Source organism: Amycolatopsis sp. NPDC051903 (genome assembly GCF_044452505.1).
Taxonomy (GTDB): domain Bacteria; phylum Actinomycetota; class Actinomycetes; order Mycobacteriales; family Pseudonocardiaceae; genus Amycolatopsis.
On the sequence record NZ_JBITBT010000002.1, the window covers coordinates 508,894 to 525,673 of the forward strand.

Consider the following 16,780-nt stretch of genomic DNA (forward strand, 5'->3'; position numbering starts at 1 on the left):
GCACCGGCGACCGCGGGACAGTAAGCCTCCTCGGCGCCCGCATCGGCGGCGAGCTGTCCTGCAGTCAAGCGACGCTGTGTAACGACTCAGGCCCTGCACTGAACGCCGCCGGGCTCCGGGTAGGCGGCGACGTGTACCTTGGCGACGGATTCTCTGCGGTTGGCGCCGGAGAACTCGGGGCGGTACGCCTCCCCGGCGCCCACATCGGCGGCCACCTGTCGTGCCACGGGGCGACGCTGCACAACGACTCGGGCCCCGCTCTGGACGCCAACGCGGTCCAGACCGGTGGTGCAGTGTTCCTTAGCGACGGTTTCTCCGCGACCGGCACCGGCGACCGCGGCGCAGTAATCCTCCGCACCGGCCACATCGGCAGCCAACTGGTGTGCAATGGAGCGACGCTGCACAACGACTCAGGGCCCGCCCTGGACGCCACCAGGGTCCAGACCAGTGGTGCCGTGTTCCTAGTCCAGGGTCTTTCCGCGACTGGTGATGGCGAGGGGGTGGTGTTGGATCTGACCGATCTTCGAGTCGGCGGCGCGCTATTCTTTGATCCGACGGCACTCGAGCACAAACGTGGGGCAGGGGCTCGTCTGGGTGTTGACGGCCTAGTGTACTCGGGGTTGCCGCGAACCAACTCGACCGACTGGCTAAGTCTGCTCGGCGAGGCCACCCCCGCGTACTCTGCCCAGCCCTATCAACAGTTGGCTGCCGCGCATCGGGCGGCAGGGCATGACCGAGAAGCGCGGCGAGTGTTGATCCAGCAACGACGCGACCAAATTCGGCGAGGCGCGCTCACCGGAAGAGGCGAACGCAGCTGGGCCCGTCTCACCGGACTCCTCCTCGGCTACGGCTACCAACCCTGGCGAGCACTCTGGGGCCTGCTCGCCACACTCACCCTCGCCGGCCTGATCACCGCGTGGCTGGGAGCCCACGGCGGGCTAGCGCAGATCCAAACGCCCCCGAGCGCGACGCCGGCTGCGTGCACGCTAGTCGAACGCGTCGGAGTTGGACTCGACCTCGGCACGCCACTGATCTCAACCGGAGCTCGCGCACACTGCGACACCACCAACACCACCACCGGCCAGACGCTCACCGTGCTCGGCTGGGGCCTCCGACTGCTCGCGTGGGGCTTCGCCACCCTCTTCATCGCCGGATTCACCGGCGCAGTCCGCAAGACCTAGCCCCACGCCCTGGCGCGCGGCGCTTCCGACGCGGCACGGATGGCTTCGAGCTAGCGTCCCGACGCCGTTGGCATCACACGCCGTACATGCATCCTCCAGTGACACGAACCAGTATCAGTCTGTCGAGCAGAGCGAACCAACGTAACCGGCGACCCCTGCCTTGCAAAAGCGCTGGTCAACACCATCTCCCGCGTCCGATGCTGTTTGAGCAGACCTTCCTGTTGCCTCTGCTGGCTCGCATGGATCGAGCAGACGCCGTTTCGCAGTCATCATGACCGTCATTGATCAACTTCTCAGACGCGCGCACCGGTCCAGAAAGTGCTCGTCGCAGCGATCCGAGGCTCAGTGAACCCAGACCGCGCGTCAGCCGGCGACGGCGGCGATGGTCCGGTGGATGAGCTCCGGCAACAAGTGCAACGCTTGCTCGAGGCAGTGCTCGATCGCGGCGGCGTCCGGGCTCTCGTTGATGTTGATGAGGCTGCCCCAGACCTTAGGCTCGTACCGGGCCAACATCGACAGCGCATACAGGATCGCCCACCACAGCAGAAAAGGATGAGCGGGCTCACTGGCGCCGCCGACCACCGGAAACGCCAGGCGCTGATACCCCCGGTACTCGATCGTGTGGCGATCGAGCACTTCGTCTTCCGCCTCACCATAGCCCGCGTTGGGCCATGCGACCGGCACCTCCGCCGCGTTACCGACAAGGTGCAAACCGATTGGGTTGCCGTCCGGCGCCCGGAATTCCCAGCCGGTGAGGCTCGGATACCGGTCGAGGAACGCGATTACGCGTTGTCGCTCTTCGGCGTAACCGGAGGCGTCTACATCCGGGTCGCCGCCGGACCCGGGAGCCGTGTAGGCCAAGTCCTGCGGAATCCCGCGAATCGACACCGGAACGTCGTGCGCCCTAACGGTAGTGGGGCTGGTCTCGATTGAGACCGGACGCATCGTGCCCATGCCGGGCAATGGGAACCGGCTCAGGTCGGGCAGCAGTCCCCACAGCTCGCCGATTGGCGTCGCCTCCGGCAGTGAGGCGGCACCGAGAAAGTTCGCCAGCTTGGTGAACGAGCCTTTGCCTTGGTCTGTGACCGTGAGCGCCGCCAGCCCTGTGTTCATCACCCCCTGCATCTCGCCGGTTCGAATACCGTGACCTTCGAGCCGGTACTCGTTGTTGCTCACTGTCTGTGCCGCTGCTGCGACGGCCCGCCCGGCCTGCGACAGACCGTAGAAGGCGAGCAGCGGCCGGGCCGCAGGACCAACGGTGAGCGCCGCACCCAGCAGCTGCTCCGCCTGTTCGAGGGCCATGTTGAACGTCTTCTTGCGATCACCTCCGCCCGCGCGTCCGGGAGGGTCCGCCCGCAGCATACGAAGCATCTGCCACGCGATCGGCGGAGGAGTCGTGTTTAGGTCGAGGTAGGTTTGTCCGTACACAACGCCCCTCTGCATAGTGGCCGGTCGACCCCCAACGGCATCTACCCGCACCATTCTAGATTCTAGTAATCATTCATGATCGCATCGTCGTCGGCAACGATGTTTCAAAACGATTTTTCATGTACATATTTCCCGGTTCCCCGAATAGGGCTCGACTTATTCCAATTTCCTGCCGATAGCTCCGCATTCGGCGTTCGTCGAAGAAATGCAAGACCGCAACCAAATCATAACCATGATCTACTTGATCTACGGAAGGTAGGCCTCGCAATGTCACCTTGAACTCGGGTTCCGGAGCCCACGTGTTGGGCACCTGGCCAGGCAACCGAGGGTGTTCCCCCTCGCCGACTTTGCGCCCGTCGCTCAGGTGGACTTCGGCTCGCACGTCCAACGCATCATGCCGCGCCACATTGCTGAAAAAAAGGTTGACTTCGTCGTGTACGCTTCCATCCAAGACTGGACTCAACTCGGGTCGTAGCGTAGCGGCTAGAGCTTCTTCAGCATCTCGCGCCGCACTGTTGGACCTTCGAGCATTCATAATCGCCACGCCTGCGCTGACAGCGCTAGGTACCACGGCAATCCAGCTGACCAGCGGCCCCAATTCCATTGCACTGCCCATCTTCTCGATCGTTCCAATGCTTCAACATCTCCTGGAAGACGAAAGCCGTTACACCCGTAGGTGATGTAGCACCGCGATCCGCGTCCATGAGGCCTGCCGCGGCAGCTGAGGCAAGCTCAGCGAGCCTACCTCGACACCTGCTTTGCCCTGGGCAAGATCACGTCCCACGGGACCTCGAAGGTGGAGACCTCCGCTTTGCAGCCCCGGACACAACACGCCGCCGCGACCGGTCTCCGCCTTCCCACACCGGAAGCACTTTCCTGCGGCTGGTCACCCTCGGCGATTCCGCACCCCTGCACGTCTGTCGCAGTGCTCCTCGGGGTGACCGTAGGTTGTGCTCGTCGCCACCACCTTGCGCGACGCGCCCTTCCCGGGTGTGGCGTTCACGGCACAGGAGCGGGCCGCCTTCGCGACCAGGCTTGTCGCCCATTCAGAGCAATGTGACAGCGAGAACGTTGCGGTCACCCCACGTCGAATACACCATACGAACTTATGTTCGACACGAGCGACACCATGCGTTCGGGCGCCCGCAGCGAGTTCGGCCAACGAGACCTCCCGGTCCGGCCCGCGCTGCGCTACCAGCTGCAGCCGGCGGGCAACCTCCTGTGCGCGCCGCCGTCGAGCTGCCCGCGGTGGCACCGGGTCTGCGAAGACGGCACGTTCAGTTGGAACACCGCACTGCGCCAGCACCAGCTGTTCTGCCGGGCCTGCCGCACCGCCGGCCACGACGACCACGTGTGGGTCATGCTCGACCCCGCCTACGAACAACTCGACCCCGACGACGCGACCGCGGCGGGACTCGAGCTGGTCGTCACCCCGCCCGGCGAACCGGGCGAGCCCGGGGCGATCAAGCTGTACCTGGACGGCGTGGCCGCCGGCGACGTCGTCCTGACCTTGCACCCCGACGACCGCGCCGGCGTGCTGGAGCTCGTCCGTGTGGCGCCCGCTCACCGCCGACGGGGGTACGGCCGAGTGCTGGCCCTCGCCGCCATGAGCCGCGAGGGCTGGTCCACCAACGGGCCACGCTGGGTCCGCGGCGACCGGCGGGGACGGGCACTCGCCGCAGCCCGGCGGGGCGAGGGCTACACCTGGACCACAGCAACCCTCCCTGACACAAAAGAAGCACACGCCTTCGCGGAAGCCCTGCCCATCGCGAAGATCACCCGCCCGGGCACGGCACTCTAGAATCGGCTGCACACCGGTGCGCGGCGACGGTGGTCCAGGCGATCGAGTTATCCACAGTTCGCCGAACGACCTGGTCCGGCGCCGGCTGGTGTGTCAGCGTCGAAGACATGGAGCCGACCTTCACCCTGCGCCCGCTGCCGGACTACGAGCCGCCGGCGCGCCTGTACGCCGATCCACGAGCGCTGCTGCTCGACCTGGCGCTCGCTGAGTACACCGCCGTGGAAGCCCACCGGCTCGACGACGCCGCGGACTTGATGCGCGCGCAGACGGTCGTCCGCAGAATGGCCCACCTCCCCGACGCCGGCGATGCCTGACCAGGGGCCGGCACCCCGTCCGCGCACGGCGGGCTCACCGACCCCGCGCACGACGGCTGGGTAGCCGTGGCGGCGGTGCGGCCCCCGGTGTCGCTGCAGCTGGCCGAAGCGGCACGGGACCTGCCGTTGTCCCAACCGCGACGGCAGTGGGCGCCCGAACCGAAATTCGACGGCTGGCGTGCCGCGCTCTTCGTCGTCGACGGCGTGCTGCAGTCCCGTCGCGAGAACAACCTCGCCGACCGGTTCCCCGAGATCATGGAACTCGGACCGGTGCTAGGGGACGTCGTGGTGGACGGCGAGGTGGTGGCGCTTCGCGCCGGCCGATTGGACTTCGCCGCGCTCGCCTCCCGCCCCCAAGCGCGGGTTGCGGCCGGAGTCACCATCTACTACGTCGTCTTCGACCTGCTCGCCGACGACCGGACGGACGGGCGGCGCCAGCCCTACCGGGCGCGGCGCGAGCGGCTCGGGGATCTGCTCGCCGACGTCGACCCGCCGCTGCAGCTCGCCCCCAGCACCATCAACCGGGAGACCGCGCTCGGCTGGATGCGTCCCGACGTCAGCGCTGTCGGGATCGAGGGTGTGGTCGCGAAGCCAGTGGACGGTCCTTACCGGGCAGGCCGGACCGGGGGCTGGGTGAAGATCCGCCAGATGGCCATCGTCGACGCCGTAGTAGTGGGTGTGACCGGTGACCCGGCGCACCCCCTCGAAGTGGTCCTCGGTCGTCGCGACCCCGCCGGTGAGCTGCACCGAATCGGGCTGTCGATGCCGTTGACCTCGGCGTTACGAGACCAGGTCGGCGCACATGTCAGGGTCACCGGTGAACCCGCGGTGCGGGTGCCCACAGGGGGGTTCGGCCGCGGGCAAACCGAGTACCTGCCGACTGTCCCCGAGCTGGTCGTCGAGGTCGAGGCGGAGGCCTCGATCGAGACCTTCACCAACCGGCTTCGGCCCAGGGTGTACCGGCTGCGGGCGGAGAACTGACGGAGCGGCAATACGAGAGTGCACACCGCTGCCGGACTCGGCGATAGGTGACCGTGGGGTGCGCTTGCACCGCAGCTCCTCCACGTGGACGGGCCTGATCTTTAGTTCGACCGGGGCCTGAACGACAGCAAAGGTACACGTCTGGGTGAATGTACCCCGCGTTCTGCCGAGGTTTGGCGTGATGAGACTGAAGGCTTGGCCACTCCGGTCCGGCCCCGGTCCCTTTTCGGAAGGAGTCACCCGGTGTTGTACCTGGTGGCCGCGGTTGCTGCTGGCGCGACGACGCTGTCTGCGCGCCGGCTGTGGTGTCTGCTCAGGTTGATCGCTGCCGCGGTTGTTCGACTTGTCGAACAGCAACAGGCGGTGCGGTTGGCGAAGGCTGTGTTGGAGAGCGAACGCGGTGAAGGTGAGTGGATGGTCCGCGCCGGCGGACTGGACGTGTTGATCAAGCGGTACCACCGGCGCGGGGTTGGGCGGGAGTGACCGATCATGCCCCACCCAGTGCCGCCCAGGACCCCAGCGACGTCGCCGCGTTCAGCGACGTGGTACGTGGACATCGCGCAGTTCTGGTGCACCTAGCTCGGCAGATCTGCCCGAACCAGGATTACGAACTCGCCGTCGATGAAGCGCTGCTGGCGCTCTTTCGGCACTGGCGATCTATCAACGGTGACCGGGTCGCGTGGGTGACCGTCGTCGTAAAGCATCGCGCTATCGATCTTCGCCGACGCTGCCGTGAGCAGGCCGACGAGCTGACGGAGCATGACGTCCCGCTGTGGAGCGCGCAGACCTCGGCCGAGCAGCGGCTCGAGCTGCGTGCGGCCCTCGCACGGCTACCAAGCCTGACGCGACAGGAACAGGTCGCGCTGCTTCTCACTCTGTCCGGCCACTCGACAGCAGAAATCGCTGCCCGCATTGGGGTTACTCAAGCCTCCGTGCGGTCGTATCGCTCGCAGGCACACCGGCGTATGCGGCACTGGCTCAACCACCACCCCCCGACGCGACCACACCGCACCGACGCTGGAGAAGAGGCCTAACGTGTCCCGCCGTTCCTTAGCTTCTCTGCCATTTCGCCGCGCACGCTCCGACGAAGCAGCGCCACCACCTGGCCTTGCCGCCTTGGCGAGCGTCCTCACCGCACCCACGTCACCGGCTGAACTCGCTCTTGTACAGGCGGTCGACGAAGAATTGGCCGCCACCGCACGGCGCGAAGACGACCAGCGGCAACCCGACATCGCCGCCGACGCCCGTCCACTCCCGGGCGAGCCCACCAGCCAGTGGCCGCCGGTGTCCGACCAGTCGAGGTGGTCACTCGTCCTCGCGATCCGGCTACCCCACCATTCCCAACCGGATACCGACCTGACCGTCGAGACCACGCGACAGCTGCACACCGCTGTCGCCCGCCGGGCCGAAGGGGTACTCGGCGGGCACCAACGCCTGACAATTCTGTCCGACGGAGCCGATCTCCTGGTGAACATTCCCGGTTCAACCGTGCCCGGGGCCGACCTTGACCTCTCCGAAACCGCCACCAAACTGGCCTCGTCACTCGGCGAACCGTACGTGCTCGACGGCCGTCGAGCACGCGTTCAACCGCACTTCGGCGTGACGATCGCGCGCCCTAGCGCCGATCTCGCCGAACGTGCCGTCGCAGCGCGGGTCGGACTTCCCGACCATGTTCCAATCAGCTGGACGGCCCGGCCCGGCTCCGGTACCGGCACAGTTGCGCTTCGACCGGTGGTGCGGCTTGAGCAGGCTCACGCTGCCGTTGCGGCCGGCCGCTGCACGGTGCGTTACCGCCGCATCGAACACACCGACGCGGTCGGTATCGCCGGCGTCCATGCGGTCCCGTGCTGGAGCACCCCCGCCGGAACCCTGCATCCGCTCAGCGAACTGGGCAGCCTGGCCGACGCCAGTCGCCTCACGCACCTGGTGTTCGACCGCGTGCTGCCCGAGATCTGCCGCGATCTACGGGTCTGGCGTGATCAGCGACTCCCGCATGACCCATTCGTGCTACTTGAGCTGCCGACCGCGGTTCTCACCGATCGGTACCTCGCCGACGCGCTGGCCGGTCACCTGCACGCCGTTCGAGTGCCGGCTCACATGCTGTACCTGGGCGTTCGGGCCGATGCGCTCTCGCTTCCCGGTGTCGACGACCACCTGTACGAACTTGCCGACACAGGAATCAACCTCGCCCTCACTGGCTACGGCGCACAGACCAGCCCGTTCAACATGCTGACCCGGCACCCGTGGACGCTCGCGGTCATCCCGCGAGCGGTCATGGACAGGGCACTCGACGATGACCGCGACCGCAGCACCTTCGCCTGGCTAGTCAAGTCAGCCGAGCGCTTCGGCGCCCAGATACTCGCCGAAGACATCGATCTCGCGCGCGTCCGGCGCCTGTTGCCCGACGGCTTGTACGTACCCACGCACTACTGCAATGCGACACGGGACGACATTGCCGGCGAGCTCTTCCGGCCCAGTCCCCCGCCTCACCCTCCGAGCCGAAGGAGCACGTTTGACGAGCCCGCCAGTTCCGTCGACGCGGCGGCTGTTCCCATCCCACGTAGCTAGCCCCAGTAGGCAGCCGTGTGCGCCGTGAGGCCCTACGGCTGCTTGCTGCGCCAGTTCTCGTAGCGTGCCGCAAGAGCCTCTCGGTGAGGCAATTTGACTAGGCCGCGGATGGTCGGGGTGGTGATGCCGAGGTCTGTGAGACCCGGGCCACCGGGTTTGGTGACGACGTCGTGGGTGTCGGGGTCGATAGCGAACAGGTGAGCGTCGAATGCGCGATGGAGTGCCGCGTTGAGCGGTAGCCCGTTGCGCGGGTCGTCGCTCCCATCAGCGGCGTATGGGACGAGGTGTGCGGCCTCGAGCATCTCGGGCACGGCCACCCCCGAGAGCGGACAGCGAGCGCCGTACCGCTGGAACACGCGCAGCTTAAACGTGTTCTGGCCGGGCCGTTCGACGACTTCGCGGGTCCGTCGACGGCGGTTGTTGCCGCGGAGCTGGAATTCCTCCTCGTCGGAGGAGTCGGCGTCGAGCAGCTGAGCGGGCGCCTCGGGGGCGAAGGTGATGAGGAACAGTTCGCTGTTGTCATCCCAGCCGCCGACCCACCCGAGTCGCACCGTGCGCCGGGCACCGCTGGTCGGGGCTGGGCTGATCACGAACACAGGGATCGTGTGTTCGCCTGCCGCTTTGGTGGCCTCGACCTCAGCGTGGTCTCGACCGGACGGACGATTGGTGTTCGGGTAGTGGTAGAGCGCGTCGTCGTCGGTCAGCACGTCGGCGTAGTGACGGCCCGTGTTGAGGACGGCGACAGTAACGCCACGGCTGTCGAGGTCGCGAGTGCGGGCGGAATCCACCCATACGCCCTGGCCACCGCCGTAGGCGCCGAAGCTACGGATCGCGCCCGGTTCGATCCCACGACCATCAGGGTCGAGGTCCCGCAGGTGCGCATACACCGCCTCACGCCACACACGTTCGCCCGCGATCGTGTCCGGCCGAGTGTCGATGATGTCGAACCCGAGCTGCCGCAGTACACGGTTCGCGCCAGCCTGTCCGCCGCTGAAGCCGCCATGGGGCAGGATGCCGCGGTCGCGGAACTGGTAGCCGTAGGCGACACCGGCAATCGCTTTGGCCGGGTAGAGCCGAACTCCAGCTCGCACGTAGTACTGATCTGGGTCGCCGAAGTGGTGCTGGCTCAGGAAGGCAGTCTGACCGGCTTCATCACACTCCTGCATCGCCATGCGGACGGCCCCCGCATCGGTCAACTCGCTGATCGGCACGGCGCTCCCCTCAAACGACCCGCCATCCACGGTCGGCCTCATCGATGGGGCCCGGCGAGTCAAGACCGCAAAGTATGGCCCACCACACCCGCTACGTTGAGAACCTCCCTCGCTCGTACGATCACGTGATCACGGCCAGACCGACCAGCGCTCGGCGATGGGACATTGCGGTGGGAACGAATGCGGTGCGAGATTGCACATGACGCCAGCGGGTGATCTTGACACGGATGTGCCCCGGCCGGAGACGGCCGGGGCACATCGGGGAGCACCGTGCTCATTCAGGGTCGGCGGTTCTGGGAACTGGTCTCACCATTCGTCGGTGTGGTTCTGCCGGATCGGTCGTGCCAGGCCCTGACGTCCTGCCGGCCGCTCCCTGGTGGGCCCGGAAGCCTCTCCCCACGTCTCCTTCTCCCAGTGGCTGTGCACCGTCTGGTCCAGCCCGCGGTGTTGGGTCTTGTTCGTCGGCTGTCCGCGTTTCACGCTCGGTCTCCACTCTGCTCGAAGAGGTCGGTCTGTCCCTCGCAGTGACCCCACGACTTCAGGGCGGCGGCGTTCTCCTCTGGGGTCCGCCGGTCCCGGGTCCGTGCCGCTGACGCCCGATCTCGGGCCTCGCTCCACTCGGTAGTGGTCATCCCGCACGCCCGCGCCGCTGCTCGGTCACGCTGGTCTTGTGTAGGTCCCTTCTTTCCTCCCATCACGCACCTCGGCTCTTCTTGGTGGGCGGCTTGCGCCAGCCGGCCAGCCGCACGTGATGGGGCTCGGGGCTGCCGGCCACCGGGTAGTACCGGCTCGCGACGCTGACGTCGAGCCGGCGTTCGACGAGCTCCTTCACCGCGTTGAGCTCGTCCTCGTCGTGGCATTGAATGTCGATCACCACGAGCTCCATGTCGTACCTCCGTCGATGGTTGGTTCCTGGTGTCGGCTGACCGCTGCCCGTGGTCAGCGGCTTTCGGTGGCGCCGCATCCGGACTTGCAGCACACCCAGACGGTCGGGTCCACGTTGGACTTCACGAAGTAGTGGCCGTCGCCGTTGGCGGGGTCGCAGTGCACGGTCGTCACCTCCCCTCGCGCTGGTCGCCGTTCGGAGAGGTCGTCGCACCGAGCTGCCTGGCCAGGCCGCCGCGCAGTGCCGCGAGGTGCTGGATTGCGCTGTCGAGCTCGGCGAGTGCGCGGACCCCGGCGTGCGCACGGCCGTCAGCGGACAGCGCCTGCCAGTCGCCGAGGCCGGCCCACTGACCGAGTCGGATCCCGACGCCGGCGCTCAGCGCCGACTCGATGCAGCGGAGCTGGCTGATCAACTCGCGGGGATCGTTGGTGGTCATGGTGTTCTCCTTGTGCTTGTGGTCCGGCAGTCACGCGTAGATACGGCTTGCGAGGAACGCGGCGGGGTCGTTCGCTCGCCGGACGAAGGCGCGGTCGCGGCTGCTGACGCTGGCGAGGACCTGGGTCGGGGTTTCGCCGGTCTCGTGGCAGCGTTCGAGCACCTTGTATTCGAGGGCGCCGAACGCGCCGGAGCCCGCGATCGCGTGCACGTCGTGGGGGAACATCTCGCCGAGTGCGGCGAGGAACTCCTGCGCCACCGTCCGGGGCGTGTCCTGCGCCGGCGGCTGTGCCAGTGCGGGGATCGGCTTGGACACCGGAACGTCATCGTTCTCGACGGCCGGCCACTCCGGCGACTCGGCGGCCGGCTGGCTGATCAGGGTTGTGAGGGCGGCGGCTAGCTCGGCCCGGTCGGCGTGCAGGATCGCCAGGAACGCGGCGTTCGCTTCGTCGTCGCCGAGGTTGGGCTCTTCGTGCTGGAGTTCGTCGTGAAGCTGTTCGCGGGTTTCCAGGACGGTTTCGGCGTAGCTGAAGTGCGGGTTGGCGTATTCGTCGCGGTACCAGTCGGTGGCCTGCGTGATAGCGGTGGCGAGGTCCATTCGTGTGGTCCGTTTCTCTTGGTGGAGCTGGTGGCTGGCGGCTGGGCTCGGGAAGTGGTGGGGCTGGGGGCTGCCTGGTTTTCTTCGCGGCCCGTAGGGCTGGGGCGTCGGCTGTGGCCGTCGCCCTTATCGGCGCCCGGCGCGGCCCCAGAGGCTCGCGATCAAGGGATCAGGCCGAAAAGTTTTGAAGCCACGCGCTTTTTGTGGGTTCAAAAGTTTTCGGGCCCCTTGATCGTGAGTGGGGGCCGTGCTAAGCCGGGCTGCGAAGCTCAAAGACACAGGCCGCGCTTGCGCGGCACGTTGTTCCGCCCGCAGAGGGCGGTCTCAGTGGAGGCGACCGAACGTCGGTGTGCCGGCCCCGTTCGGGCTGGTGTTTTTGTCAGACCCGCGTGTCACGCTGGGGGTATGGAGCTGACCGGACGTGATTTCGACAAGATCCCGCCGCGCAACCTGCACGTGCCGGTGGTCGACTTCGCGCGCCTGTGGCTCGCGGCCGAGCAGCGCTACGACCGCGAACGCAGCTGGGCCGCGCTCGGCGTCGTCGACGCCTGCCGGTGGCTGGCCTGCGCCACCGTGCGGCTGGAAACCGGCCGCACCTTCCTCGCGTACGCGCCCGTGACCCACAGGACCGGGCTCGCGCATGAGGAGACGATCCAGGCTGAATGCCTGGCGGCGGAGGTGCTGTTGTTCCGCCGACCAGTGCCGGCGTGGCTGGCCGAGCGCCCGGGCTGGCTGGAGTCGATCGTGGTCACCCTGGGGTGGGCTTGGCAGCGCAGCGGGAAACCGCCGATCGACATCCCCACCCACATCCCAGGCTGACCGTTCATCGCGTGTAGACCTCGCCGTCGTCCACGCCCGCCTCGGCGGCCGTGACGGCGGCGTCGTCGTGATGGCGCCGGTACATCTCCGCCGATTGCGCTTCCTCGTCGGCGTGGCGGGTGTCGACCGTCTGGCGGGCTTCGATCTCCCGCAGCGCGCGCTGCGCCTGGTCGACCGCGTCGGCGGTTTCCTCGGCGGACGGGATCCGCACCTCGTCCGAGTCGACCAGCGGCTCCTCGTGCGCGGCAACGTCGCGCACGTCGTCGACTCCGGTCTCGACCACTGGCGTTTCGGTGACGTCGCCCGTGTCGTCCTCGTTGACGGTGTCCAGGTCGGTGGTGCGCTGCTCGACGACGTCGGTGAGGTCGTGCTCGTCGGTGACGTCGCGGTGGACGTCCTCGACGGCCATGTGCTCGCGGTGCGCGTCGAGCCAATCCGCCGCCGTGACCTCCTCGACCGGGTCGGTGTCGACGTTGCGGCCCGACAGCTCAATCCCCGCTCGCTCGGCGGCAGCGCGGGTTTCGGCGGTGTGGGCGTACCACGCCGCCCGCGCGTCGTCGGCGGCCGCCAGCTCGGCCGCGCGGCCGGCGAGCACGTCGGCGAGCGCGTCGGCCTCGCTGGCTTCCTGCAGCAGCCGCTCCCGCTCCTCGTCGGTGTCGACCGCGTCGGCTTCGGCGCGGCGCAGCGCGGCCTCGCGGCGGCGGGTGTCGACGCCCTGGTGGACACCGGCGAGTTCGTTGGCGACGAACTCCGGGCCCCACACCTTTTCCCGCTCCCACGCCCGCATCCGCACCAGCAGCTGCCCGTCGGACATCTCCAGCTCGTCACGCCCCGACTCCGGGCGGCCCAACGCCCGCCACGCAGAGCGCCACGACGCGTAGGCCTCGACCTGCCCGGCCTTCGGCGCCGCCCCCAGCGCGGCCTCCGGGTCGTCGTGCCCGGTCAGCTCCCGGTGCGCGGCGACCGCACCCGCCTGCTTGATCCATTCCTTGCGCAGACTCGGCTCGTCCGGTGCCGAACCGAACACCTCCAGCACCCACTGCTGCGGTTCCTCGGCCAGAGCGCGGCCGAGCTCGTCCTGGCGAGCATCCGCAGCGTCGGCAAGGCTGCGCAGGTAGGCGGCCCACTGCGGGTCCTCAACCTGCGGAATCCGATCGGCATAGGCGTCTCCAGCCGGGTCCAGGGACACGTCCTCGACGATCCGGTGGTGCAGCACGTTCGTCAGCTGCCGCGCCCCCGACAGCGGCCGCGCGGTGACCGCGTCGGTCAGGACCTGGCGCGGGTCGTGCCCGGCCAGCTCGGCGCGGCGCAGCAGCCGGGCCAGGGTCGGGCCGCCGTCCTCGGCGGCGATACGGGCGCGCTGGTTCTCCGTCAGCAAGCCCTCGTCGACCAGCGCGTCCAGCCACCGCGCCGTCCGTCCGGCGGTCGCGAGCTCGGTCGCGTCGGCCAGCAGTTCGGCCGGGGTGCGGATCGCCTCGGCCTCGGCGGCGGATTCGGTGGCCTCGGCCAGTGCCGAGCGCTGTGGCCCGCCCCCGGTGAACGCGCCGGCGAGCACCGCGGACGGGTTACGGTGCACGGCTTCCAGCGCCGCGCCGTCCGGGGCGTCGGCCGGTACGGCGGTGGTGGTGACGTGGGCGGTGTTGCCGTGGCGTCCGCGGGTGAGCCCGACGTAGAGGGCTTCCTGCCCGGTCGACTCGGTGACCACCGAGTGCGCGGTGTCCACGGTCAGGCCTTGTGCACTGTGGACGGTGGAGGCGTAGCCGAGGCTCATGTGCGCCTCGACGTAGGCGGCGGGCAGGGTGATCCGCTCCCCCAGCACCTCGCCGACGCCGTCTTCGCGGCCGAGCACGTGGGCGACGATGAGGCTGCCGTCCTCGCGGGTGTCGAGCACGCGGTACTGCTTGCGGTTGATCGGCACCTCCCGGTTGCCCTCCACCCCGGCGAGGTTCCAGCCGTTGTACCGGGCCTGCACCAGATCGCCGACGCCGGCGTAGGTGCCCTGCTTGTCCAGCGGCACCCCGGTTTCGGCAACCTTGCCCAGTCGCACGAGTTCGCGGCGCAGCTCGGCGCACAGGTGCGCGGCCTGCTCGTTGGTGTCCACGATCAGGATCGAGTGCTTCCCCGCGAGGGTGTCCCCGAGCCAGGCCTTTGCGGCGGCGGCTTCGGCCTGCTCGCGGGTTCCGCCGTCGAGGATCCGGCCGTGCTTGTGGTAGTCGCCCAGCACGGTCTCGTCGCCGTCGCGCAGCCGCAGCGACGCGGCGCGTTCCCACTCGGCGGCGAACCGGCGGACCTCGGTCAGCTCGTAGGCCGCCCCGGCGTCGGCCATCAGCTGCATCCCGCCGCCCGCGCCGACGGCGGCGAGCTGGCGGTGATCGCCTGTGAGCAGCAGCTTCGCCCCGGCCTGGGCGACGTGCTGGTGGATGCGGGCCAGGTCGGCGGTGTTGGCCATCGCCGACTCGTCGACCACGACCAGGTCACCCGGGTTGAGCTGCCACTCCAGGTGCTCGGGGTGGGTGGAGCCCTCAGCGAGCTTGGTCTGCGCGCCCAGCCAGCGGGCGATGTTGCGGGCGGTCAGGCCTTCCCCGGCGAGCACGTCGGTGGCGACCTGGCTTGACGCCAGCCCGACGACGCGCCGCTGCGCGCCCTCCCACAAAGCCGGGTCCTGCCAGGCTTTCGCCAGGGCGCCGACCACAAAGGACTTCCCGGTGCCGGCCGGGCCAACCAGGGACTCCACGGCCGCACCGGAGGCGAGCACGCCGCGCACCGCGGCGGCCTGGTCGGCGCCGAGGACCATGCCGGTGTCGGCCAGGGCGGCCACGAAGCCGTCGACGGCGGACACGTCCAGCGCCGGGGCGCCGCCGCGGGCGGTCGCCGCCGCGAGGGCGCGTTCGGTGTGGATGTGCTCGGGGGTGGCGTAGAGCTTGCGGCCAGGGGCCTCATAGGCCGACTGGCCGTTGGCCAGCTTCAACTCGTCGGGCAGCACCGCGACACCGGGGCGGTCGGTGGCCAGCGGGGTCGCCAGCTTCAACCCTTCGGCGGTGAGGGTGTCCAGCAGGCGGGTCACCTCGGCGCCGTCGAGGTCGCCGAGCTGGTCCGGCAGCGCGTCGCTGATCGCGCGCGTGAGGTCCGGGGCGGTCCAGCCGGCTTTGGTCGACTGGACGTCGGCGAGCGCGGTCTTGAGCACCGCCTCCGGCGACCACGACACCGCGTCGCGGGGTTCGTGGGTCAGGGTCAGCACGTCGCGGGCGACGCCATCCAGGCCGTCGGCGACTTCGGCCCGCAGCTCGCGGTCCCACCGCCCCAGGCGTTCCTCGGTGGTCTCGCCGTTGTGGGACTTGGCCTTGCGGGTGGCGAAGGTGGCCTGGCGCTGCAGCCGGTCCAGCTCGAGCGAGTTCGGCTCCCGCTCGAACTTCGCTTCGAACTGCTCGACGAGGGCGGCGGTCTTCTTCGTGATCGCCCGGCGGCGCGAGGCGAACAGGTCCATCACCCGCTGATCGATCCCGACCACCTCGCGGGCCTTGCCATCCGGGCGGGCCGCGAACCGCACGCCGAGAGCCTTCGCGAGGTGTTCCTCAGTGGTGCGCTCCCCCACCGCCGCGGCCGCGCCCCGGTGGGCGTAGAGGGCGCGACCGTCGAGGGTGCGCCACTGCCCATCGCTGCCCTGCACGCGGTTGAGGATCGCGTTGTGGATGTGCAGCTGCGGGTCGTGGTTGCGCGAGTCGTGCTGAAAGAACGACGCCACGACGACGTCGTGGGCGTCGATGAACCGGCCCGCGGCGCCGCCGTGGTGCCCGACCCGCGAGTAGCCGGCGTGCTCGGACAGGTAGTCCAGCGACGCCCGGTTACCCGCCCAGATCGCGTCCTCCACTGCGTCGCGGTGCGCCCGCCACGACGCCGCGACCGCCCGCGCGTCATCGCGCTGACGCGCCAGCTCCGCCAACTCAGCCGGGTCCGCGGCCGACGACCCGGCCGTCGCGGCCAGTGCGTCCGAGAGTCGTTCAGCCGTCCGTTCAGCCGCGACCTGCTGCGCTTCGAACGCGGTGTGCAGGACCGTCACCGACTTCTGGACGCTGAACGTGGCGTCCAAAAAGGCCACGTTCTTCCGCGCCGCCTTCCCCGCCTCCAGCCGAAGTTCAGTCCGGCGTTCAGCCGTCGCGTTCGGCTCGGCGTCCAACGCGGCGGCGTACAACTCGTCCTCCGTCGGATACTTCCGGCCCGTGTGCCCGAGAGTGGACGCCTCCCCCCAGCGGGCCGGATCCTTGAACGCCTCATCCCGGGGGTCGACGAACTGTTCGTAGACCGCGCGCATGTCCTGCTCGTCAACCAACCCCGTCAGGCCCAGTTTCTCCGCGCCGGCGCCGTACCAGCGCCCCGGCGGCTCCCCCGCCGCCACGGCGTCGGTGTAGTAGTTCTCGCGGCCCTTCGCGACCTCGTCGGTGAGGTACTTGACCGAGTAACCGTTCGACACCGTCAGCATTCCGCACCCCCAAACAAGATCAACTCGCGGATTTCAAGATCACCAACGCGGGTCGCGTTCCCGGGCGCCCGCCAGGGCGCA

The 16,780-nt window shown here is 68.8% G+C and carries 14 protein-coding genes and 1 pseudogene; 8 read left to right on the forward strand and 7 right to left on the reverse strand.

The features are described from left to right. A pseudogene (locus tag ACIA77_RS06585) lies at window positions 1-1,181 on the forward strand (hypothetical protein); the annotation flags it as partial. Window positions 1,182-1,544: 363 nt separating this feature from the next. Here ACIA77_RS06585 and ACIA77_RS06590 read toward each other — a convergent pair. Then, complete coding sequence (locus ACIA77_RS06590; protein WP_395884772.1) at window positions 1,545-2,663, reverse strand: YaaC family protein; 1,119 nt, start codon at window positions 2,661-2,663, stop codon at window positions 1,545-1,547. A gap of 19 nt (window positions 2,664-2,682) precedes the next feature. Beyond that, complete coding sequence (locus tag ACIA77_RS06595; protein WP_395884773.1) at window positions 2,683-3,225, reverse strand: hypothetical protein; 543 nt, start codon at window positions 3,223-3,225, stop codon at window positions 2,683-2,685. Window positions 3,226-3,717: 492 nt separating this feature from the next. Between ACIA77_RS06595 and ACIA77_RS06600 the strand changes: the two genes are divergently transcribed. From ACIA77_RS06600 to ACIA77_RS06625, 6 genes are all read left to right on the forward strand, one after another. Then, window positions 3,718-4,410, forward strand: a complete 693-nt coding sequence (locus ACIA77_RS06600; protein ID WP_395884774.1) for a GNAT family N-acetyltransferase — start codon at window positions 3,718-3,720, stop codon at window positions 4,408-4,410. Between the two features lie 107 nt (window positions 4,411-4,517). Further along, window positions 4,518-4,724, forward strand: coding sequence for a hypothetical protein (locus ACIA77_RS06605; protein ID WP_395884775.1), 207 nt, complete (start codon window positions 4,518-4,520; stop codon window positions 4,722-4,724). Between the two features lie 87 nt (window positions 4,725-4,811). After that, entirely contained in the window at window positions 4,812-5,705 is an 894-nt protein-coding gene (locus ACIA77_RS06610) for a hypothetical protein (RefSeq protein ID WP_395884776.1), read from the forward strand. 243 nt (window positions 5,706-5,948) lie between these two features. Continuing rightward, complete coding sequence (locus ACIA77_RS06615) at window positions 5,949-6,188, forward strand: hypothetical protein (RefSeq protein WP_395884777.1); 240 nt, start codon at window positions 5,949-5,951, stop codon at window positions 6,186-6,188. Further along, window positions 6,185-6,739, forward strand: coding sequence for an RNA polymerase sigma factor (locus tag ACIA77_RS06620; RefSeq protein WP_395884778.1), 555 nt, complete (start codon window positions 6,185-6,187; stop codon window positions 6,737-6,739). Before ACIA77_RS06615 ends, ACIA77_RS06620 begins: the two co-directional genes overlap by 4 nt. Window positions 6,740-6,821: 82 nt before the next feature. Next, window positions 6,822-8,273, forward strand: coding sequence for an EAL domain-containing protein (locus ACIA77_RS06625; protein WP_395884779.1), 1,452 nt, complete (start codon window positions 6,822-6,824; stop codon window positions 8,271-8,273). A 32-nt stretch (window positions 8,274-8,305) separates the two neighbouring features. Here the strand turns inward: ACIA77_RS06625 and ACIA77_RS06630 are convergent, their stop codons facing one another. The 4 genes from ACIA77_RS06630 to ACIA77_RS06645 all read right to left on the reverse strand — a co-directional run bounded on the left by ACIA77_RS06630 (window position 8,306) and on the right by ACIA77_RS06645 (window position 11,403). Continuing rightward, complete coding sequence (locus tag ACIA77_RS06630) at window positions 8,306-9,484, reverse strand: HNH endonuclease (protein ID WP_395884780.1); 1,179 nt, start codon at window positions 9,482-9,484, stop codon at window positions 8,306-8,308. A gap of 694 nt (window positions 9,485-10,178) precedes the next feature. After that, entirely contained in the window at window positions 10,179-10,370 is a 192-nt protein-coding gene (locus ACIA77_RS06635) for a hypothetical protein (protein ID WP_395884781.1), read from the reverse strand. Between the two features lie 169 nt (window positions 10,371-10,539). Further along, a complete protein-coding gene (locus tag ACIA77_RS06640) occupies window positions 10,540-10,806 on the reverse strand; it encodes a hypothetical protein (protein WP_395884782.1) in 267 nt (88 codons plus the stop codon). Between the two features lie 30 nt (window positions 10,807-10,836). Then, window positions 10,837-11,403 (reverse strand): hypothetical protein, encoded by a 567-nt coding sequence (locus ACIA77_RS06645; protein ID WP_395884783.1) that lies wholly within the window; start codon window positions 11,401-11,403, stop codon window positions 10,837-10,839. Window positions 11,404-11,808: 405 nt separating this feature from the next. Here ACIA77_RS06645 and ACIA77_RS06650 point away from each other — a divergent pair, with 405 nt between their 5' ends. After that, complete coding sequence (locus tag ACIA77_RS06650) at window positions 11,809-12,222, forward strand: hypothetical protein (RefSeq protein ID WP_395884784.1); 414 nt, start codon at window positions 11,809-11,811, stop codon at window positions 12,220-12,222. A gap of 4 nt (window positions 12,223-12,226) precedes the next feature. Here ACIA77_RS06650 and mobF read toward each other — a convergent pair whose 3' ends face one another. After that, window positions 12,227-16,699 (reverse strand): MobF family relaxase, encoded by a 4,473-nt coding sequence (gene mobF, locus ACIA77_RS06655; RefSeq protein ID WP_395884785.1) that lies wholly within the window; start codon window positions 16,697-16,699, stop codon window positions 12,227-12,229. Window positions 16,700-16,780: the final 81 nt, after the last annotated feature.

What these genes read in the sequence shown, in the direction of transcription:
- ACIA77_RS06650 (WP_395884784.1), top strand. Translation starts at nt 11,809, where the DNA reads ATGGAGCTGACCGGACGTGATTTCGACAAGATCCCGCCGCGCAACCTG.
- ACIA77_RS06645 (WP_395884783.1), bottom strand. Translation starts at nt 11,403, where the DNA reads ATGGACCTCGCCACCGCTATCACGCAGGCCACCGACTGGTACCGCGAC.
- ACIA77_RS06595 (WP_395884773.1), bottom strand. Translation starts at nt 3,225, where the DNA reads ATGGGCAGTGCAATGGAATTGGGGCCGCTGGTCAGCTGGATTGCCGTG.
- ACIA77_RS06590 (WP_395884772.1), bottom strand. Translation starts at nt 2,663, where the DNA reads ATGGTGCGGGTAGATGCCGTTGGGGGTCGACCGGCCACTATGCAGAGG.
- ACIA77_RS06605 (WP_395884775.1), top strand. Translation starts at nt 4,518, where the DNA reads ATGGAGCCGACCTTCACCCTGCGCCCGCTGCCGGACTACGAGCCGCCG.
- ACIA77_RS06600 (WP_395884774.1), top strand. Translation starts at nt 3,718, where the DNA reads ATGTTCGACACGAGCGACACCATGCGTTCGGGCGCCCGCAGCGAGTTC.
- ACIA77_RS06635 (WP_395884781.1), bottom strand. Translation starts at nt 10,370, where the DNA reads ATGGAGCTCGTGGTGATCGACATTCAATGCCACGACGAGGACGAGCTC.
- ACIA77_RS06640 (WP_395884782.1), bottom strand. Translation starts at nt 10,806, where the DNA reads ATGACCACCAACGATCCCCGCGAGTTGATCAGCCAGCTCCGCTGCATC.
- mobF (WP_395884785.1), bottom strand. Translation starts at nt 16,699, where the DNA reads ATGCTGACGGTGTCGAACGGTTACTCGGTCAAGTACCTCACCGACGAG.